A 21,544-nucleotide genomic window follows, 5' to 3' on the forward strand; every position below is an offset into this window, starting at 1 on the left:
GAATCGGGTTCGGGATGAACTCGGCCGAACAACGCGGGCACCGCATTCGGTCGAAGTCCAGGCGCATGGTCTCGCTCGGTGGGATGGAATAGTGGCACTGCGTGCAGGTGGCTTCTAGGACTTTGGGTTAAATAGCTTGACAGAGACCGACCTTCGACCTTCGCCCTTATCTCGAATGGCCCTCGAAGTGTTTCGCCCCTCTAGACTCATGTTCGGTTCGGATTGGCCCGTCCTTCTCCTGGCAAGCAATTACGACATATGGAAAGGGATCGTCGAACGGCTCATCACAGAGTTGAGTTTCGACGAGCAACAGCACATCGCAGCGGGAACGGCGGTACAGGTGTATCGGCTAGCAGGTATCGATTCCAAGCCTAAGCCGTCTGACTCACCTCACCTATTAGTCTGACGGCCCGTGCGACGTTGTCGTAATCCCCGTCGTCTCGCGCGGCCCGGCGTAAATTTGTCTCCCTCGCTGGCTTCGTTGCTTTTCCGCGATCTCATTTAATTCGGAAAACGTTGCCCGCTCATGTTCAGCCTTCTCCTCCATCTTTGCCTGCATATACGCCTTGGCAAGGATGAAGTGCACCTCAGGACTTCCCGGACTCAGGTTGCTCGCCATCTCGAGTTCCCGTAGCGCCGTCGCATTGTCTCCGCTCTCGAGCGAGCCGCGCCCTAATAGATAGTGAGCCTCCGCCGAGCGCGGGGCCAGTTCAAGCGCACGCTTCGCCTCGGTGACCGCGTCCGCTGGGTTGTGCTCGCGCAGTGCAATCGACGCGAGCCGAAGATGGGGCAACGGGCTCGAAGGCGATAGCCTTGCCTCGGCCCGCATCTGGGCTGCCGCCTCGCCAAACTCCGACAACGCCAATTCAGCGTTCCCGTAGGAATAATGGAGAAAAGGCATCGAAGGATATTGCTTGATCAACGGCTCCAGCTCAGCAAACGCATCGTCGTATTTGCTCTCCTGCAACAGCGTTGCGACCTTTCCAGCGGCGCATGTCAGCGACGACTCGGCCGTTTCCGCCGCGACCGGGATCTCTGCCCTGCGCAGCAACGCAAGCCCAAGCGCGCATTCAACGCTCTGATCCAGAGGCCCCGTCTTCCAGGCAGAGAAGAGCACGTCGGTAGCCCGCTCAAACTCGCCTTTATGGATTAGCAGGATCCCCAAGGTATAGGTCGCTTGCTGTATCGACGCAGCGCTGCCCCGGACGCTCAACTCTTCGCCCCGGTTGAGATGGATGAGCGCGCTGTCAAAGTCCTGGAGCCCAAACTCGACCAACCCCAACATCGCCCATCCGGTCCCGTCTCGCGGATTCTTCGCCAGCCATGCTCTGAGGTGAACGGCCGCGGCCGAGTAGTCTCCAGAAGAAAACTCCCGAGTTGCCTGGCTCCATAAGTCTGCATCTTGCTGCGGAGTGACTGCCTCAGCCTCCGGTGCGGAGTTGGTCTCGTACCGGGCAACGATGCGCTGCTCCGGGGTCTCTCGTACTCTGGTAGATTGTTCGGCTAAGCCGAGTTGCTTCGCCGCACCTTGTTTGTCTCCCGCTGCATTCAACGCTGCTGCGAGCACCTCGTGTGCAGCCTTGCTTGCTGGATTTAGCGCAACCGCCCTTTCTCCAGCCATGCGCGCTTCGGTGATGTGAGACCGCATGCGTTCTAAACGACTGATCTCGATCCATGGCAACGCGTTGTCAGGAGAAAGCAGTGTTTCTGCGCGCATCGCAACCATCGCATCGTCGTACTCACCCGCATTCGCCAACGCAAGCCCATAAGCGTATTGCGAATACGGCACATTGGGATACGCCTGCAGAAATGGAGGGAACCGTTTCAGCGCGTCCGGACCCGCCGCGACGACTTCGCCAGCGCCAAGTACTAAAGCCTCTCGGGACGGATCTACCTGCTCAGGGAGCAGCGGCACCCTCAATAACGCCAGGCCGAGAGCGAACTTCACCTGCTCCGAAACTACACCCCTGCCAAATGTTTTTAGCAGCAGTTCCGTTGCGCGCTCATGCTGACCATCGCGATTGAACAGCAAGCCCAAGTGATAGGCCGAGACCCGCTCGATCTCCGCATCGTCCTGGATGCCGAGGGTCTGCGCCTTTTCGATAGAAGTGAGAGCCTCATCGAATTTCTTCGTCTCGAACTCCGACAACCCAAGCATCGCCCAGACCACACCGAGCCTCGGCGCGAACGCTACGACCCTGCGAAAAGCAGCTTCAGCTTCTACAAACCGGCTCGCACCATAGTCAAGCGTTCCAAGATTCCACCAACCTTCTTCCCACTCAGGCCGCAATGTGAGCACACGTTGATAATCACGGATCGCATCGTCCGCGTCTCCGGACTCACCCTCGTGCAACGCCTGTTTCTGTAAGTCATCGACGTTCACGCGCGCGTTTGGGTCGGGCGCGTTTTGCTGAGCGACAACAAGACCGCCGCCGGCGGGAATCGCAAGCGCAAACGCCAACGACAGAATCACGCTCATCAACCGAGGCTTCATCGGGTTGTAGTTTAGATCACCCTCATGATAGAGTCACCGTGTTCAACGGCATTTCAGCAGGGGTTTCTTGAGAAGATGGCCTCACAGGATCGGTAGCCCTCGTCACGGCAGCTCTAAATCTGATCGAAGCCTTCCCGTCGCCGACCCAACCAGCGAACACTCGACTCATGCATACCTCTCTCGTCGTGCGCTTTTGCGTAACCTCGGCATCATGGCCTTTGCGTCTCGCCTGCATCCGGGTCTGCGTGGACAGACTACCGCCCATACCTCGCAGGATGCATTCGAAGAGATTTCTGCCTCCGCCAGCGGAATCACGTGGGTCCACACGGCAGGCAAGTCACCAGATAAGCATCTCCCTGAGACCAGCGGCGCCGGATGCGCTTTCATCGATTATGACAATGACGGCTGGATGGATATCTACCTCGTCAATAGTGCCAAATCCGACTTTTACACCCCACTGAAGCCCCTGCGCAACGCCCTCTATCACAACAATCGCGATGGCACCTTTACCGATGTCACGGAAAAGGCCGGCGTCACCGGAGGCGGATATGGCATGGGCGTAGCCGTTGGAGACTATAACGGCGACGGCTTCCCGGATCTCTATGTGACCCAGTACGGGCGCAACATCCTCTATCGCAACAACGGCGATGGCACCTTCACCGACGTCACAGACAAAGCCGGTGTCGCCGCGGGCGGCTGGAGTTCCAGCGCTGTCTGGTTTGACTACGACAACGACGGCAAACTTGACCTCTTCGTCTGCCAGTTCGCCGAGTTCGATCCTTCCCTCGGTTGCGGCACCGACGAGGCCGGAGTTCATCACTATTGCATTCCACGCATCTTCAAACCGCGCCCCAGTTGGCTATTCCACAACAACGGGGATGGAACCTTCACCGATGTCAGCAAGGCCTCCGGCATCGCCGACCATCTCGGCAAAGCCTGGGGCGTGGTTGCCACCGACCTAAACAACGACGGCAAGATGGACCTCTTCGTCGCCAACGATACGGTCGGTAACTTCCTCTATCTGAACCACGGAGACAAGTTCGAAGAAGTCGGCCTCACTGCCAACGTAGCGTACAGCGACGAGGGCAGGGCGCGCTCGGGAATGGGCGTCGATTCGGCAGATTTCAATCAGGATGGGTGGATGGACCTCTTCGTCGCCAACATCGACCAGGAGATCTTTTCTCTCTACCGCAACAATGGCGACGCAACATTCGATGACAAGGCCATGGCTCTCGGCGTTGGAATGGCGACCCGGTGGATGAGTGGTTGGGGCCTCAAATTCCTCGACTATGACAACGATGGCGAGCTCGATCTTATCCTCGCCAACGGATTTCCCGACGACCTGGTCGACAAGACTTCCTCCACCGTAAAGTGGAAAGAACCATTGTTGCTGTTCCACAACGATGGGAAGACCTTCCGCAACGTGAGTGCCGAGAGCGGCCCGGTCTTTACTAAAAGTTTCCCAGCTCGCGGCCTCGCCATCGGAGACTTCAACAACGATGGTGCCATCGACGTACTCGTCAGCAACAACGACGCCGCGCCATTGCTACTCAAGAATAATGCTGGAAGGCAAAATCACTGGCTCGGCATCCATCTGGTCGGCCGCAAAAGCAATCCAGATGCCATCGGTGCACGCGTTAGCTATCAAGCTGGGGACATGAAGCACTCGCGCATGAAAGTGGGCGGAGGCAGTTTCCTCTCCGCGCACGATCCCCGCATCCTCTTCGGGCTGGGGCAACACAAGTCTATCGACTGGGTCGAAGTCACCTGGCCACAGCCCAGTCGTGCGATCGAGCGTTTCACAAACCTGCCGATCGACCGCTACATCACCCTCGTCGAGGGGGCAGGCAAATGGACGTAGCAGCGTCGCAACGGCCCGATCATTCTGGGAAAGGTTCACCTGACCGCACAATGCGTATGCGGTGGTCGGTGAAGTTGGAATGCATTTCCGGGACATACGTCTTCGGCATGTGACAGCTCGTGCACCGTTCTCTCGCCGTGGGGCACGCTGGGCCCGGATGGCTCGCCGTCGGCTTGGCTCCCGACGAATTCACATGGCATTGCAAACACGCCTCGTCGTACTCAACCGACTCGGTCTTCAACTGCTGATGCGGATCATGGCAAGCGGTGCAGGTAAGTCGGGCCTCCCCTTTGCCCCAACATTTACTCGTCACCAGCCGCGCTGGAGCAGATCGCGTTGACGACACGCCCTTCACCCCCGAAAGTTTCACATCCCACCAGTCACCGTGGCACGCGCCGCAAAACTCGACCGCCTCCGTGGGAGCTAGATGCGCCGGATTGAAGATCTCGGTCTTCTTAGTCCCTGGCTTGCCCGACAGCATGCCGTCCATCGCAAGAACGTGCTTTCGACCAGGACTATGGCATGCCTCGCAACTCACACCAGGGATCAGGTGGCTTTCATCCAGGTGACCACCGATGGTGGAAGCTGTAGCGTGGCAGCTGAAACACCGTATCGCCTCAGCCTGCCCCACGGGCCGATACATGGCCTCGTCAATACCTGAGGGAGAAGAAAGCTCGCGCGACGGAGTAAATCCGAGATTTTTCAAGTTCGCGAAGTAGGTCACCCGCGCCTCGTAAAATTGCCCATCGTCCTTCTTGAAGAGATACGACTGCCCCACCCGCCCCGCGCCAAACGCCCACGCCAGTGGAAATGACAGACTCTTCGTCCCGTCGCTCACGGAATAGTTACTTTGGTCCGCGGCGTTCTCAATCTTGTATTTGTATTTGTTGACAGCGAACGTAAGGTCAGAATGCCCGCGGAGGATCTCCGACGCTGAGGCAGGCATCATATTCAGTGCCATCTGCGTCGATTCCTGCTGACTGCTTTTGACTGCATGGCATTTCGCGCACGCCGCAGCGCCCACAAATCCTTCGCGCGACTCGCAGCCTTGCGTAGGCCAAAACGTTGATTCAGCCAGATGGTCCTCAGTGGAGAGCTGCCCGAAGAGTGAATGCGACGGCAGCAGGACCGTGGCGAGCAGAACGAGTCGCCCACCCCGCCGCAACGTCATCAGCGCATTTCGCAGCGCTTGCGGGGCAAGCAGCATCGCCCAGCCGCAGGTGACAACCTTCGTTCTGAATGACCTTGCGTCCGTATCGCCATCTCCAATCTCGCCCCAAACCGGTTTGCCATTGAGCGGCGAGTTGCCTTTGCCGCAATTTGCTCGAGATGCCGCTACGGTAGCGCTTTAGGCCCTCTTCTGAATTGAAGTATAATTCGTCGACATATCTCGATGATGCGCAAACCCCGCAAACCCGCGTTTCCTGTCCAGCATCGTCCCGTTCGCCTTGCCTCGAGCATCTCGGCGGCCATCCCATTCCTCTGTATATTTGCGATTGGGAGCGCGCCGGCGCAGCAAAAATCGACCAAGAAGCCAGCCATCGCGAAATCGTCCCCGGCCGCTACCGAACTTCAGACTCGCATCGCTGCCGCATCAACCGCCCGCAATTCCGGGGATCCGTTCGCAGTCGCTCAAGCGAACCAACGCCTGATCGCGACCGCACTGCGTGAACTCGCGAACCTTCGGCAAGTCGAGTCAGCCTATCCCCAGGCGATCGAACTTTATCGCGACTCCCTTAGCCTTGAGGATTCGAAAGACGCTCGCCTGGAACTGGCCATGGCTCAAGCCCAGTCCGGTCATTACGACGAGGCCATTCAACTCGCGCAGGCCACTCTCGCCGCCGACCCTGACAACCTTCAGGCCGACCGCATCCTCGCTAGTTCGCTCGTCCAAAAAAGCGACTTCGCCCAGGCCATCGAGCCTTTCTCGAAAGTCGCCAACGCCGACCCCAGTGTCGAGAATCTCTATGCACTCGCCAACTGTCTCCTACAAACGCGCAAAGCCGAGGACAAGCTCCGCGCTCAATCAGTTTTCGACCGAATGATGAAAATAAGTGGCAATAGTGGTTCGCTTCATGTCCTCTTCGGACGTGCCTATCGCGATGCGGACGATATGCCCTCAGCGATTCGCGAGTTTCAACTAGCCGTCGCTGTCGACCCGCGTACTCCTCACGCGCATTATTTTCTTGGTCTTGCCAGGCTGTCGCTGAACGAGTGGAAACCCACACCGGAAGTCGAAGCCGAAATGCGCAAGGAAATCGAGTACTTCCCACACGATTACCTCGCCAACTACATGCTCGGCTTTCTACTATCCAGCGAGCGCCGTTATGACGAGTCAAACAAGTACCTGGATGCCGCAGCCAAAATTCAGCCCAGCGAGCCCGAACCCTTTCTCTATATGGGACTCAACGCCTACTCGCAGGACAATCTGAAGGAGGCCGAGCCATTATTGCGCAAGGCGGTCGAGCTTACCGGCGCGGATGAATCTCGATCCAACTACCAGATCCGCCGCGCCTACGTTGATCTCGGTCGAATACTCTCGAAATCTGATCGGCAGCAGGAGGCCGACGTGTTCCTCGCGAAGGCACGCGATCTACAAGTCAAAACAATGGAGCAAAGCCAGCAAAGCATCGCATCCATCGCGCTCGCCAACGGAGAAGGCTCGGCCGCCGCTGTGATGCCGCTGATCCCCCAGCCGGAGGACGCGTATGCGCTGGCTCCGCTCGGAAAGACGCAGCAGCGCATCGACGACCCCCTCAATCCCGCCACGCTGGCGCAAAGCAAGCTCACCGCGACACAACGCTCCGAGGCGGACACCCAGCAAAAGCTGCTTCGTGCCACCCTTGGCCTTGCCTACAACGACCTCGGTACGTCCGAGGCCGTGCGCGGCGACTACGCCCATGCGTTGAGCGACTACCAGCAAGCAGAGCGATGGGACAATTCTTTGCCCGGCCTTGCAAAGAATCTCGGCCAGAGCGCCTTCCGCGTCGGTGATTACGCAGAGGCCATTCGCGGCCTCACCTTGGCGCTCCAGCAACAGCCTGACAGCATTCCGCTGCGTGCCATGCTCGGCAGCTCGTACTATGCCAGCAACCAATATTCCGATGCTGTGCGAACATTTCAGCCGCTGGGCGCACGCGGTATGGTCGACGGTGAAATCGGCTACGCCTGGGCGGACTCTCTAGCCCACACCGGCGACATGAAACGCGCGTCGGAAGTGTTGACGGCTTTTCAAACACAGCCTCGCCCTCCGGAAGTCATGTTACTCGTCGGCCGTCTCTGGACAGAGATCGGCGATTACGCTCGCGCGATCAATACTTTACAGCAAGCGCTCAACGTCAACCCGTCCTTACCGGCAGCGCATCTTAATGCCGGTCTCGCATACATTCATTGGGAACATTGGCCGGAGGCTGTCAAAGAATTTCAGGAAGAACTGGCCATTCAACCGGACAACCCCGACGCGGAATATCATCTCGGATTCGCGTACATGCAGCAATCAAAGCTTGATGACGCCGTCGCGGCCTTTCGCCAGGTCGTGTCCGAGTATCCCGACTACGGCAACGCGCAATACGAGTTGGGGAAGATCTTGCTAGACCGCGGACAAGTGACCGATGCAGTCGGATACCTTGAGGCGGCAGCCCGCCTCAGCCCTGGCACCGACTACGTCCACTACCAGCTCCAGGCCGCCTATAGGAAAGAGGACCGCGTAGCTGAGGCGGACCACGAACTCGACATTTACAAGGAGCTGAAGGCAAAGTCGCGTCAACGTGCCGCGAGTGCGATGGTATCTCATCCATGAAATTCCTTTCGCGCACGGAAGCGACGCGTCGTTCGGACCATCACAACTTCTCCCGCGCCATCCTCGGCTCCATTGCACTCACACTTTATTCTGTCGGTTGCTCAATCGCGCAGAGCGGTCATCCGATTCCGCCTCCGCCGCCTCCCGGCGCAAAGTCTACTCACTGCACGGGTCGCCCTGTCCCACAATTGGAGGACGTAACTGCCGCCTCGAACATCGCGTTCAAACATACTTCTGATCCATCGAAGCGATACATCGTCGAGTCCATGAGCGGAGGCGTGGTGCTAATCGACTACGACCGAGACGGTTGGCCGGACATCTACTTCACCAACGCTCCTACCGTCGAGATGGCCGTCAAAGGTGAAAAGAGTCTCGGCGTGCTTTACCACAACAACCACGACGGAACCTTCACCGATGTGACTGCGAAGGCTGCGCTGAACACGCGCTGCTTCGCCATGGGCGGCGCCGTCGGCGATTACAACAACGACGGATGGCCCGACCTCTACGTTACCTGTCTCGGTGGCAACATTCTCTATCGCAACAATGGAGATGGAACCTTCACCGACGTCACTGCGAAGGCAGGCGTGTCCGACGGTCGCTGGTCGACTGGCGCCGCGTTTGGCGACTACGACGGCGACGGGTTTGTCGATCTCATGGTCACCAATTACGTGGACTTTCACCTCGATGACATGCCTGGGTTCGGAAGCGCCGCGTTCTGCAAATATCGCGGCATCGATGTCCAGTGCGGCCCGCGCGGCCTTCGCGGTGCAGGTGACGCTCTGTTCCACAACAACGGAGATGGAACGTTCACCGACATTTCCAAAACCGCAGGGGTTGACGACCCAAATGGCTACTATGGTCTCGCAGTAGTCTGGGTCGACTTCAACAACACCGGCCGCCCTGACATTTACGTTGCCAACGACTCGACTCCAAAGTTTCTCTATCAGAACTTAGGCGGCGGCAAATTCAAAGAGATTGGTCTGGAGTCCGGCACCGCCGTCAGCGAGGATGGCTCCGAGCAGGCATCGATGGGCTTGGCCATAGGCGACTACAACCACACCGGCCGTCCATCCATTTACGTCACTAATTTCTCTGATGAAAACGATCTGCTCTACCGTAACGACGGCAAATGGAACTTCACCGAGGTCTCTTACCCGTCCGGAGTAGCGGTGCCCTCTCTCCCCTACGTGAAGTGGGGTACGGCGTTCGTTGATCTGGACAACGATGGCTGGCTGGACCTGATCGCCGTGGACGGTCACGTCTATCCTCAGGTCGACACGCTGCCATCCGGCGCAAGATATCGCGAGCCAAAGTTGCTTCAGCTCAACCAACAGGACGGCACGTTCTGCGATGCCAGTGTTCAAGCAGGCAAGGCGTTGACCGAATCTCGCGTCTCCCGGGGGCTTGCCGTGGGCGACCTGTTCAACGATGGAAACATGGACGTGGTCGTCGGTGATATCGACGGCGCGCCAATGCTGCTACGCAATCGCGGCATTCCGGGCCGTCATTGGGTCAGCTTCGAACTGCAGGGAACCAGAAGCAATCGCCTGGCCCTCAATGCTCGGATTGCGATCGTGGCAGGAGGCATGACGCAGACCAGCGAAATCCTCAGCGGCGGGAGCTACCTGTCACAGAATGACCTCCGCGTCCATTTCGGTCTTGGCAGCGCAACCAACGTAGATTCGGTCCAGATCCATTGGCCTTCGGGTAAATCAGAAACACTGCCCCCTCTCGCCGCCGACCATTTTTATTCCGTCGTCGAGGGTCGGGGCGTCGTCACTGTCGAGCAGGCGCGGCCAACATCCCCAGCACACCACTGAGCATTAGAAGCCGGCTCGCGCGATCCATGATACGAGTCTCAATCTCTCAACTGAAGCGCTTCTTATAGGATAAATGAAAGCTCAGAGTTCATATCCGGAGGTACGCATGCGGAACGTTCTTATTGTTTGTTTGATTCTGTTTACAAAAATTGCCTGCGCTCAGACGCCCATGATCTTTGACGATGACGGTCCGGTCATGGACGTTGGAGCTGTGACTAATTATGGCGTCTTCTACAAGATGATCGACAAGGGGTGGATCAAGCCTCTTGCAACGATCGCTGATTCCAGTAACGTTCTCTCCGCCCCGGGAATCTATGCACTGGCCAGCTATTACCGTCACACGGAAATTATGATTGGAGCAAACCAACAAAACACCCCGGACAGTCCGCTCTGCACCAAGCTGGGCTGCAATGACAGCACATGGAATAAGGTCTGGCTGACGAAATTCAATCCCAAAGCTTCCGACACGCGCGCCGGTTATCCTGACTGTGCAAGCCTCTATCGCAAAGCGCTCTCTGCCCAACCCGACCACACCACCGTGATCGTGGAAACTGGATTTGCTACCTGCCTGGTGCAGGTACTGAATTCGCCTGCGGATTCCATCAGCTCTCTAACGGGCGCCCAACTATTCAAGACAAAGGTAAAAGAGCTTGTCGTCATGGGCGGAGACTATCCAAAGGGAGCGGAATGGAATTTCCAGTCGGACGCGGTCGATTATGCGTCACTCTTCACGCGCTGGACCCGCCAAAATGGATATCCGCCGATCTACATCGTCGGCTGGTCGCTTGGGAATATTGCCTGTTCAGGTGCTCCTGCGGATGCTTCTATCGAGACGAACCCGGTGCGCAACGCTGTAAATGCCGCGCACCAATCCGACATGGACTGCGTGACCGGAGCCCAGCGGCCGGTTTGGGACCAGCTCGCGCTGATGTACGGAGCCTGGGGAACCAAGCTAGGCAAAACAACGTTTTTTACCGTCTCCGCAGGTGGAACAAATACCGTAAATCCCTCGGACGGTACAAACTCCTGGAGCGCTGCAACAAACTCCGGGCACTACTACTTGATAGCGGACACCGAAGCTTCAACGTTCGCGAATTATCTGGACGGCTACGCACACAAAGGGCTACTCGCAGAGTCTCCCAGGAACGCGAACTTAGCCCCTTGAATTCGCTTTGACAACAGTGTTGAGCGATGTCGCACCACCTGCCAAGCCATAGAATCAACGGCCCGTAAGGCTGGGGTCTAAAAAGCCGCGCGTGGCCCTAGTCGGGAAAGGCTTCGCCCTCTTTCGCGATGCGAATGCGATGGTCCGGGAAACTGCGATAAGCCGCTGGCACGTACACCTTCGGCATATGGCAAGTGGTGCAGTTTTCCTTCGCAACCAGGCAAATCGTTTTCGCATGAAGACTTCGTGTTGGACTATCTGCCGTCGCCGTCGTGAAGTGACAACTGAGGCAGACGTGATCGTAATCGGATGCGTTCTTATCCAGCGGTTTATGTGGATCATGGCAGGCGATGCACGTCAGGCGTCCATCGTTTTTATTCCAGCATTTGCTTTGCTCTAACCTGTAAGGCTCAAAGCGGACTTTGCTCACGCCGTCCGAAACCGAGTTCAGATTAATGTCCCAATAGGAGCCGTGGCACGCCCCACAAAAATCAACGGATTGTTCAGGCGTTAGTTTCTTGGGGTTGAAGATGCCGCTCGACGTATTCACCTGCACGGCGCTCGTGCCCTTCTGGCCGGCGTTTCCCTCCATCCGGTCTCTATGAGCTTGTCCCGGTCCGTGGCACGCTTCGCATTTCACGCCGGGAACGAGTTGTGACTCGTCAAAACTCTCGCCGGTCCCAGATTCCGTAGTATGGCACGCAAAACATTTGTACACTTCGGCTCGACCGACTTCCCGATCCATCGCTTCATCTACGCCGTGCAAGGTTTGAAGTGCACGATTAGGCGTGAAATCCAGTCGATCAAAATCCTGAAAATAGGTGACGCGAGCTTCATGAAACTCTCCGTCTTTCTTGTAGAGCCACGATTGCGCTCCGTGTGATCCAAAAGCCCACTCGATCGTAGCGGTTCCACGCGAAGCACCGTTCGTCACCGTGTACGTACTTTTCCCCAACCCCGTTCGAATTTCATAGCGGTAGTCATCGTGAGTGAACCCAAAATTCGGGTGTGAGCGTAGGACATCAGATTGGGCGGCTTTCATAGCGGCGTGCGCCATTGGCGTCGACTCGGCGGTGCCAACGATGTCCCGATGGCATTTCGCGCACATCGCTTCCCCCACATACAAGCTTCGCGGATAACGTGTTTGGGTAGGCCAAAACTGTCGCTCGCTAACCCAATCAGAGGTCGCAAACTGTGCGATCAATGCTGCTGGTATCGTGGCGATCAGCAAAGACGACCATCGAGACATTTTGATTTTGAAAGACAAAGTTACATAAGCCTTTGGAGGAATCAGGTGGACGAAAGACGCTGGGACGACTTCGTTTTCGTTTTCTTGCCCGTTCTTGCCCCGGCGTTCTCAACAGCGTCACCGGCCGAGGACTGCCGCACAACCAGCTTCGGAGGAACGAGGATTTGGCGAGGCATGACGGACTTGCCCCCTTTGACCAACTGCAGCGCTAACTTCCCAGCCGTTTCTCCCAGCATGCTACTCGAAACATCCACCGACGTAAGTGGCACTCTGAGGGACTCTGAGTATCGAATGTTGCCGCAGCCAACCACTGCAATATCTTCTGGAATGCGCAGCCCGGCGTCAAGGATTGCGCTCATAGCACCGATGGCCGCGGGGTCGTTGTAACAGAAAACTGCGTCGGGTCGAGCGTCCAGCTTCAGCAGCCGTTCCATCGCCTGCCCGCCCGTGATATCGCCAGATTCATCACCTCTGCTGCGGGATACCACATAGTCTGCATCGACACGTATCTTGTGACGTGCAAGCGCGTTTTTGTAGCCTTTACGACGGTCAATCGAAGGGCTTACCAATTGGCCGCCGATATGCGCGATCCTCCGTCTGCCGAGCCCGATGAGATGTTCAGTTGCCATCTCGCCCACGAGGACATCGTCCGTGCCCACGAAGTTGTCTTTCGCACGCTGAAACGTGCGGTCAATCAAAATGTAGGGGATGTTCTGATCGGATAAACGACTCAAACTGTCAGGATTCGATTGGCAGGACGCTAGCAACAGGACGTCAACGCGTCGCCGAATCATTTGATCAATTTCTACCTGCTCGCTTGTCGGGTCCTCGTCGGACGAAGAGATAATCAGCCCGTATCCCTTGGTCTTTAAAACACTCGATAGATTCTTCGCCACTTCTGAAAAGAAGGCATGAACGAGGTCCGGAACGATAAACCCCATCATGAAACTGCGACCGGAAGCCAACCCTTGGGCATGAAGACTGGGTTGGTAGTTCAGTTCTCTCATGCGACGGAGAACACGTTCTTTTGTCGCCGCACTGATGTCCGAGTGATTGTTGAACGCTTTCGACACCGTTACGAGAGATATGCCGAGATCCTCAGCGATATCTTTCATTCGAGTCATCTTTCGCTCCCTTACTATCCAACCATCCGCTGATTAGACTTGCGCCTCGTTATCACGTCACCAGCCGCCCGGCCATATGAATGCTGAGATTCGGGAGGGATTCAAACTCTAACGCGAAAATATCCAACAATCTCTCCCATGTCAATACTTTAGCGATTTAGGGGCATTCGCCAAAGTTCCATTTGAGTCACAAGTCGAACCCGTAGCAACGCGCCTGTCGGCCTTATAGATCGCGATACGGATTGGGCGTGTAGATCGCGATATGGATAGGGCGTGCTTCATAAGAACTGCACAGTAAGCGCTACAGATAAGAATAGTAACCGCTACAGTTTGATTTATTTCCTTGACAAGTTGTTACGCCCAAACGTAGATTTGCGGGAACACTGACGAGCCCTTCTCCTACTGTGGGAAGCGCGAAGAAATAAGCGGCGTTACTCGGCCTGCTGTTCCGGTGCCTGGAACGAGTCCTGAAGATGCTGCACTAAGTAAGCCTTGTTGATCTTCGTAATCCTTGTAAGGCATTGATTTTAGGAGGAATGATGAACGGACAAACGCTGCGGATCGGCCGCGTGCCCGCGTGGGCTCGCCTTCACCTGAACGCATCCATCCGGGTCGCTTTTGTGGCAATCGGGGTGCTTTTTGCCAATCTGCACGCCCATTCCCAGATTTACAACGGAGAAATTACCGGAAACGTAACGGATACAAGCGGCGCGGCTATCCCGAATGCCCTGATCACAGCGATCGATGTCGGCACGAACACCAAGTATTCGGCAAAGAGTAGCGCGGCCGGTGAGTACACGATCCCGCAACTCCCAATCGGCACCTATGCGGTTCATGCACAGGCCGCCGGCTTCAAGGAAGAGGTTGTAGACAAGGTGCAGGTCCATGTGTCGACTAATACAAACGTCCTCATCTCACTTCAAGTGGGTGCCGTAAACGAAAAGGTTCTTGTCAAGGCGGATGCCGTCCAGGTTCAGACGACTTCGGCAGCTGTCGGTGAAGTCATCAGTGGTACCCAGGTGCGAGAACTCCCGCTCAATGGTGAAAATTTCGTGGGTCTTACCCAACTCTCACCTGGAGTTTCTCCAGCATCTTCCTACGATGGCACTTCAAAAGGTCTTGCGGGCGGTGTCAACTTTTCCGTGAACGGAAATCCGTATACCAACAATCTGTTTCTCGTGGACGGCGTGAACAACAACGATCTGGGCTCGAATCGCGGAATCCTCGTATACCCTTCTGTCGATACGATTGCAGAATTCAAGATGATTCGAAACTCGTATGGACCGGAATACGGTCAGGCATCCGGCGCCATTATCAGCATCACTACAAAATCCGGAACCAATATGTGGCATGGAGGAGTTTTCTATGCCGGTCGGAACGATTTTCTGGACACGAACGACTGGGTCCACAATCATCTGAACCAAGGAAAGGCCAAACTGCGGCGCAATGACTTTGGCTACAACGTAAGCGGTCCCGTGCTGAAGAATAAGTTATTTTTGTGATGGAACCAGGAATGGAACCGCGAAATTCGCGGCGCGGCTTATGGCACCTGCGTACCCACTGATGCGGAATCGGCTGGCGACTTCAGCGCTTATGGCGCTGCGACTTCTGATCAATGCGGAGCGGCGATACCGACGATTCCAGAATTTGCCCAGGGGTCCAACCCCAAAACGATAGCCAATCCTGACGCGGGTGGTCTACTCATCGCGCAGTTTTATCCCACACCGAATTACAACGCGAATCAGGCTCTCACCAACAGCAGTGGATTCAATTGGAATACGTCAATCAATAATTTTGTGAAATGGAATGAATGGAACGTACGTGGAGACTGGGATGTGACGAAATCCAATCGCGCGACGATGCGCTGGACGCGGGACAGTTGGGACAACCCCGCGCCGGTCAATCCGGCGGGGTTCTGGGGTGAATCGGCATTCCCAACCGTGCAGTCTGCTTGGAGCCAGCCCTCTAAGAGCGTCATGGCAAAGTTGAGCTCCACTATTTCGAACAGCATGGTAAACGATGTTGAGTTTGGGTACGGGCACAACCAACTCATTTCAACCCTAGCGGGCACCCGTGCAGATATTGTCCCAGAACTTCAAACAGCTTACCCGCCGTCCTTCCCATCCTCGATCAAAACGAAGGATGAATTTTTTGGAGGCTGGGGTGGCCTCAATCCATATGGCTCATATAACGGGAGCTTCTCGATGTGGAACATCGCTCCGTATGGTGGCCATGAAGACCTATATTCCGTGCAGGACAACTTATCGAAGGTGAAAGGAGATCACCTGCTAAGAGCTGGAATCTTGTTAAGCACTAACACCAAGATCGAAAATGTTGGCAACGGTCAAGATAGACCGTCGCTCCCTTCGACTGTGTACTGCGAGGCCGACTCGTCAGGAAATACTTATATCGGGGTTCCGGGCCACCCTGCTTGCGCCCAGACAAACAATGGTCTTGCCAATATCCTTATTCCGGGGACGGGCAACATGCCGCAGGAGTTCAACGTTACAGAAAATAGCATCGACGCCGTCGCCGATATAAGGTGGCACGATATCGAGTGGTATCTCGGTGATAGTTGGAAGGTTAGACGGAACGTGTCGTTGGATTACGGTTTCCGCTGGTCTTTCTACCGTGAGCCGTACTCCGCACAAAATCAATACGCAAATTGGAGTCTCGCCACTTGGGACGCGGGGAGGGCGCTAGCAAATCCATCGGACGCATGTAATGGTGTGATCACAGTTCCGGGCACCGATCCCTGCACTGACGCGGCTAAATTCCTGGCCGGGCTTGGCGTCAACCTTCCTTTGTCCAAGGGCGTCGCAGGACCGAACCGAGCGCTCGCCTTTCAAAGCAACCACGACATCGCTGCGCGTGTAGGCATTGCCTGGGATGTTTTCGGTAACGGAAAGACTGCGGTGCGCTTAGGCGGAGGGCAATTTTATCAACGTGAACTGATCGGTCTAGACGAGGGACTTAGTCGAACAGCCCCATACGTAATCTCAGTCAATACAAATCGTTCGATTGACACACCTGCGCCGTTAGCCAATCCGTCTGTGTCTCCGAATGCAGCGAAGAGCCCTCGGGCAGTCACTCCTAATTCTTGGCAATGGAATGTGACGGTAGAGCAGGAATTAGCCGCAAACACAACCCTGCAAGTGGGCTACGTTGGAAATACGGGTATCCATCTAACATCCATCAGTGATCTGAATGCTGTGCAGCCAAGTAACTACTTGCAGTCGGCGTTCACCAGTGGAAGTACTCAGAACGAATTGCGACCGGCTTTCAACTTTGGCACCATCGGTGGATATGCAAGGAACGGCCATGCGAGCTATAACTCGCTTCAAGTCTTGTTCCGCAATCAAACAGGGCCTTCTACTTTCCAAGCATCGTACACATGGTCTCACTCTATCGGGAACGTCGACCTGGACAGTGCTGCGGGTTCGTACACCACCGATCAAAGCGATCCGCGGCTCGACAAGGGCGACACCGACGTCAATCGTCCAAACATCTTTGTGGCCAACGAAGTCTATTATCTTCCCAAACTTGAGACCCATGGGCTATTTGTGCGGCAAACGTTGGGCGGCTGGGAGGCAAGCAGCATCATCTCCCTGGTTGAAGGCTCTTCACTCAGCGTATTTAGCGGCGGAATAAGTGGAGCGTGCACCAATCTCGATATCAACGGCAACTGCATCAGTGGTTATTCGAGTAATCTGACCTCGCTAATCGGCAATGGCTATTCGGCAAACAATCGGCCCCTTGCTACAGGTGTTAGTTGCAGCTCTGGTCGCAATGGATTCACATTCTTAAATCCGGCAGCGTTCACCTTGGTGGGCTACCCCATTGGTACTATCCCTCACAATATGGTTGGACGAGGCATTTGTTCAGGCGCTCCGACCACAAACGTTGACTTCCAATTAGCGAAAAACTGGCAACTCAAAGGACGTCTGCGAGTTAAGTTCAGTATGGATTTCTTTGATCTGTTCAATCATCCAAACTTCAACAGCACCAGCCTTGAAGGGACTGGGTATACCTCGTCGAGCCCGGTTTATTGTGGTGGCGCTACGCCGCCGACTCCAGGAGGTGGACCAACCGGCCTTCCGTGTAGCCCCACTAATAACGTCATTTCGGCGGCTGGCGCACCATCTGGCTTTGGCCAGAGCCAGGTAATGCAAAATGGAAGATCAAATCGTGAATTGCAATATACGTTGCGCTTCTCTTTTTGAGCGACGGCTCTGACCCGGGGGATGAAATGGGCTGTGAACGGGCAATCGAGTTTTCGATTGTCCGTTCACAACTCGAAGCTGGCCAGGTTCGTTTTCCGTTTACACTCCATAACACTCAAAAAGATTTCCTAAATGCCGCATCCGAAGAAATGGCTTTGGATTGATTGCAATCACTCAAAATCGAAACCTGGACCGTAGACATGGATCTTGCGCAAGAAGCCTCACAATACACGCATGCAAAGCCTCCTATGCCCAGGGTTCGGCTCCCCATCGTTATCGTTGGTGCCGGAGGCATTGTTCGCGATGCGCATCTGCCCGCCTATAAGAAGGCGAAGTTCCCGGTTGCCGTCGTTGTAGACTCTGAAGTCGGCAAAGCAGAGGCGCTGGCCCGCCAGTTCTCAGTCCCATACGCGACGGCGTCGCTCGCCGAGGCTCTCACGGTTGCGCCGAGAGATTGCGTCTTCGACGTTGCCGTTCCCGCGCGCTACACCGCCGATGTCGTACGACAGCTCCCCGACGGTTCAGCAGTCCTCCTTCAGAAACCCATGGGCAACACCATCCTCGAAGCCGGGGAAATCCTGAAGCTATGCCAAGAAAAGAGACTTACTGCGGCCGTCAACTTCCAGTTGCGATACGCGCCCGCGATCTTGGCAGCCAAAGAAATTATGGATAACGGCCTGCTCGGCGAGATCCACGACATGCAGGTAATTGTGAATGTTCATCTGCCATGGAATCTCTGGACCTACCTGTTCGCCGCGCCGCGCGTGGAGATTCTCTACCACAGCATTCATTACATCGATCTCGTCCGCAGCTGCTTCGGCAATCCAGATCGCATCCTTGCGAAAACGGTAAAAGATCCCCTGGCTCCAGAAGTTGCAACTAGCAAGAGCGTTGTCATCCTGGATTTCGGACAGTCGAAGCGTGCCTACATCTCTACGAATCATAACCATCTATATCCGGATACCCAGGCTAGCTATGTGCAGTGGGAAGGAACCAAGGGCATGCTGCGTGTAACCCTTGGAATGAATTTGGATTATCCCGGTGGCCGTCCCGATCGATTGGAGATCGCGGCGCGAGGCGAATCCCTGCGATCGCTTCCTATTGAAGGGAACTGGATACCCGATGGCTTTGCGGGTTCGATGGGATCGCTCCAGGCATATGTCAATTGCGATTCAACAGAATTACCGACCCGCGTCGAAGACGCATTCGAGACAATGCGTGCAGTCGAAGCGGCATACATCTCAAGCGGCAATCTCTAGTTCGCCCTCACCCGACGCGCCGTGGAACGGAATCTGGAAAACGAGGTCACAACGCTCTATGGCTGAAAATCATCATCATCCGTTTGTCGCATCCCGAGGTGCAGGAACTTCCAACAAGCTTAGTCAAGCTATTCAATTGCTGAATAAGTTCGTCTACCTCTCGATCGTCGCTACATCACTGGGTGCGCCGCAAATCATCCACAGCCAACAGTCCTCGACGCCAACGACCTCCGCTTGGTATGACCACCGCCTTCATGTAGAAACAGCAGGTGTGGTCGGGCGGTCGCGCATTATCCTCGAGCGTCCAAACGTACGACTCTCCGAGGCCATGCCATTGGGCAATGGCACGCTCGGCGTCGCTGTTTGGTCGGAAGGTGGCTTCCATGCTCAGCTCAATCGTATCGACACCATGCCGCATCGCCTGTCTCCTGGCCAAATCTTTGTACCCGGTATTGAGGCCCTGACGCAGGCCAAAGACTATCGAGGCTGGCTCGATCTCTATCGAGGCGAGTTTGTCGAAAGTGGCGGAGGCATGAAGTTGACCGCCTACGTTCAACCGGATCGGGACGTCCTCGAAATCAATATCTCCGGAGCCAACCCTGCACGCGTGCAAACAGCAGATCTGCTGCTTTGGCCGCCCCGCATACCCACCGCCTCTGTGCAGTCTTCCATCGGCATTCTTTCCGAATCTTGGGTTGACGAGAAGGAAGCCGGAGCATCCGGAAAAAGGTTCGGATCAGTCGCCGCCATCACCGCGAAAGGCAGGAACGTCCGTGTCACCCAACCCGATTCCCGCACCATACGGGTTTCGTTTTTACCCTACCCGGACGGCAGTTTTCACTTGCTGATCGCTTCGCCCGGCTGGCGTCCGGATCGCGATGTGAATGCAACCGTAAGGCAAACCTTAACAAGTCCGCAGCAACGGAAGCATGAACTGTGGTGGCAGGATTTTTGGCAACGAGCTGGCCTGATCCGTATCACCTCCGCAGATGGCGTCGGTGATTACATGGAGAACCTACGAATGATTTACTTGTTCGCCGCAGCAGCCGAGCGTGGCACAGTGATGCCGGGATCTCAAGCTGGCATCGCCGATATGTTTTCATCGGTGCGCGATGCACGTCGCTGGGACCCCGCAGCCTATTGGCATTGGAATCTGCGCATGCAGGTTGCGGCAGACATCGACGCAGGACTGCCAGAGCTAAACTCCTCCTACTTTGCGCTCTACCGAGACAATTACGATTCGTTGCAAAAGTGGACTACGGACAACATGAAAGGTCGGCCAGGGATTTGTGTGCCAGAGACGATGCGATTCAACGGCGTAGGCATAGAGTACGAGGCCGTCGGAGACCATCCCGGAGTGGTTTCGCGAGACTGCGACGCGAACACTCCACCGTTTTACAATTCCCGCACAATCTCGACCGGGGCCGAGATTGCCTTATGGGTTTGGCGCCAATATCAAAGCACCGAGGATCTATCCTTCCTGCGACAAAACTACCCCATCATGCGCGCCGTATCCGAATTTCTCCTCGCGTATGAAACACCGGGACCGGATGGTCTCACTCATACATCGCCCTCGAACGCGCATGAGCAGCAATGGGACGTGACCGACCCGGTAACGGATCTGTCCGCCAGGCGCGCGCTGTATCAGGCCACACTTAGCGCCGCAGCGTTAGTCAAGTCGGATCCACAGCTGGTTCAAAAATTGCAAAACGCTTCTAGAACCATACCGCCCTTCCCGCGGGTAGCCATCGACAATTCAAAGCAACTGCTCAGAGACGGATCAGGCCGCGGTTCCGACATGATTTCTCCGTCAACCAACCCAGTGGCGGCACAGCACAACTTTGAGAACATTGGCCTCGAGCCTGTCTGGCCTTATGGACTGATAGGTGACGACAGCCCGCTGACACCATTAGGGCGCCGCACCTTCGAGCACCGGCCCTATCCGACCGTCCAGGACTGGAGTTTTGATCCAATACAAGCTGCACGCCTGGGGCTCAGCGACACAGTCGCCGATACATTGCAAAAGCTTACGCAGGCTTACCAGACCTATCCAAACGGTCTTTCGAACTGGGGCGGAGATTCAGGCGAATTCTACATCGAACAGAGTGCGATGGTCGCATTATCGTTGCCCGAGGCACTCGCTCAGGATTACGACGGTGTCTTACGCATCGCTCCTGCAGTTCCACGCGCGTGGAACATGGCGGGGACGGTTTACCTACAGGGCCACTCCCGAATCTACATTGAAATCGCTCAAGGAAACATCAACAAATGCGTCTTTCAGGCTGGCGTCAATCGGGAGATGACTGTTCGCTCGCCGTGGGCGGGAAGTGCACTCGATATCATGGACGACACTACAGGCGTCGCGGTCCCGATATCTATAAAGGGCAATCTCGTGCGCTTCCATGCTCGAGCCGATCATGCCTACATCATTCGACGAGCCGGCGACAGCAAGCCAAGGGGGCGCTCCGCCCCGTTGGCGGGCGAGGTGGCCACCAAGCCCAAACGCCTCGGAACTCGCGTCATCGGCCTCGGCCCATCCTAGACATCGCA

The 21,544-nt window shown here is 55.9% G+C and carries 13 protein-coding genes; 9 read left to right on the plus strand and 4 right to left on the minus strand.

Features of this window, described 5'->3' with window-relative positions:
* Window positions 1-175 precede the first annotated feature (175 nt).
* Window positions 176-406, plus strand: coding sequence for an amidohydrolase family protein (locus GSQ80_RS00170; protein WP_158785497.1), 231 nt, complete (start codon window positions 176-178; stop codon window positions 404-406).
* Here the strand turns inward: GSQ80_RS00170 and GSQ80_RS00175 are convergent.
* Window positions 398-2,479: a tetratricopeptide repeat protein gene (locus GSQ80_RS00175; RefSeq protein WP_158785498.1), complete on the minus strand. Its 2,082-nt coding sequence runs from the start codon at window positions 2,477-2,479 to the stop codon at window positions 398-400. The two genes, GSQ80_RS00170 and GSQ80_RS00175, sit on opposite strands and share 9 nt — an antisense overlap.
* Window positions 2,480-2,705: 226 nt before the next feature.
* Here GSQ80_RS00175 and GSQ80_RS00180 point away from each other — a divergent pair, with 226 nt between their 5' ends.
* Window positions 2,706-4,355: a CRTAC1 family protein gene (locus GSQ80_RS00180; protein WP_158785499.1), complete on the plus strand. Its 1,650-nt coding sequence runs from the start codon at window positions 2,706-2,708 to the stop codon at window positions 4,353-4,355.
* Between the two features lie 19 nt (window positions 4,356-4,374).
* Here the strand turns inward: GSQ80_RS00180 and GSQ80_RS00185 are convergent, their stop codons facing one another.
* A complete protein-coding gene (locus tag GSQ80_RS00185; RefSeq protein ID WP_254059363.1) occupies window positions 4,375-5,562 on the minus strand; it encodes a multiheme c-type cytochrome in 1,188 nt (395 codons plus the stop codon).
* Window positions 5,563-5,748: 186 nt separating this feature from the next.
* Here GSQ80_RS00185 and GSQ80_RS00190 point away from each other — a divergent pair, with 186 nt between their 5' ends.
* The 3 genes from GSQ80_RS00190 to GSQ80_RS00200 all read left to right on the plus strand — a co-directional run bounded on the left by GSQ80_RS00190 (window position 5,749) and on the right by GSQ80_RS00200 (window position 11,139).
* Entirely contained in the window at window positions 5,749-8,154 is a 2,406-nt protein-coding gene (locus GSQ80_RS00190; protein ID WP_158785500.1) for a tetratricopeptide repeat protein, read from the plus strand.
* Complete coding sequence (locus GSQ80_RS00195) at window positions 8,151-9,974, plus strand: CRTAC1 family protein (RefSeq protein ID WP_158785501.1); 1,824 nt, start codon at window positions 8,151-8,153, stop codon at window positions 9,972-9,974. The genes GSQ80_RS00190 and GSQ80_RS00195 overlap by 4 nt, the downstream gene beginning before the upstream one ends.
* Before the next feature lie 106 nt (window positions 9,975-10,080).
* Window positions 10,081-11,139: a hypothetical protein gene (locus tag GSQ80_RS00200; protein ID WP_158785502.1), complete on the plus strand. Its 1,059-nt coding sequence runs from the start codon at window positions 10,081-10,083 to the stop codon at window positions 11,137-11,139.
* 97 nt (window positions 11,140-11,236) lie between these two features.
* On the opposite strand, the gene GSQ80_RS00205 is transcribed toward GSQ80_RS00200, so the two are convergent.
* Window positions 11,237-12,370 (minus strand): multiheme c-type cytochrome, encoded by a 1,134-nt coding sequence (locus GSQ80_RS00205; protein ID WP_158785503.1) that lies wholly within the window; start codon window positions 12,368-12,370, stop codon window positions 11,237-11,239.
* Between the two features lie 59 nt (window positions 12,371-12,429).
* Window positions 12,430-13,512: a LacI family DNA-binding transcriptional regulator gene (locus GSQ80_RS00210; RefSeq protein WP_158785504.1), complete on the minus strand. Its 1,083-nt coding sequence runs from the start codon at window positions 13,510-13,512 to the stop codon at window positions 12,430-12,432.
* Between the two features lie 539 nt (window positions 13,513-14,051).
* On the opposite strand from GSQ80_RS00210, the gene GSQ80_RS23185 reads away from it, so the two are divergent.
* From GSQ80_RS23185 to GSQ80_RS00225, 4 genes are all read left to right on the plus strand, one after another.
* The gene (locus GSQ80_RS23185; protein WP_254059364.1) at window positions 14,052-15,014 is read left to right on the plus strand and encodes a carboxypeptidase regulatory-like domain-containing protein; all 963 of its coding nucleotides are present in this window, start codon (window positions 14,052-14,054) and stop codon (window positions 15,012-15,014) included.
* Between the two features lie 294 nt (window positions 15,015-15,308).
* A complete protein-coding gene (locus GSQ80_RS00215) occupies window positions 15,309-17,735 on the plus strand; it encodes a hypothetical protein (RefSeq protein ID WP_254059365.1) in 2,427 nt (808 codons plus the stop codon).
* 248 nt (window positions 17,736-17,983) lie between these two features.
* A complete protein-coding gene (locus GSQ80_RS00220) occupies window positions 17,984-18,994 on the plus strand; it encodes a Gfo/Idh/MocA family protein (RefSeq protein WP_254059366.1) in 1,011 nt (336 codons plus the stop codon).
* Window positions 18,995-19,052: 58 nt separating this feature from the next.
* Window positions 19,053-21,536 (plus strand): glycoside hydrolase, encoded by a 2,484-nt coding sequence (locus GSQ80_RS00225; protein WP_158785506.1) that lies wholly within the window; start codon window positions 19,053-19,055, stop codon window positions 21,534-21,536.
* The last annotated feature ends 8 nt before the right edge of the window (window positions 21,537-21,544 follow it).

It is taken from the genome of Granulicella sp. L46, assembly GCF_009765785.1.
Lineage (GTDB): Bacteria > Acidobacteriota > Terriglobia > Terriglobales > Acidobacteriaceae > Granulicella.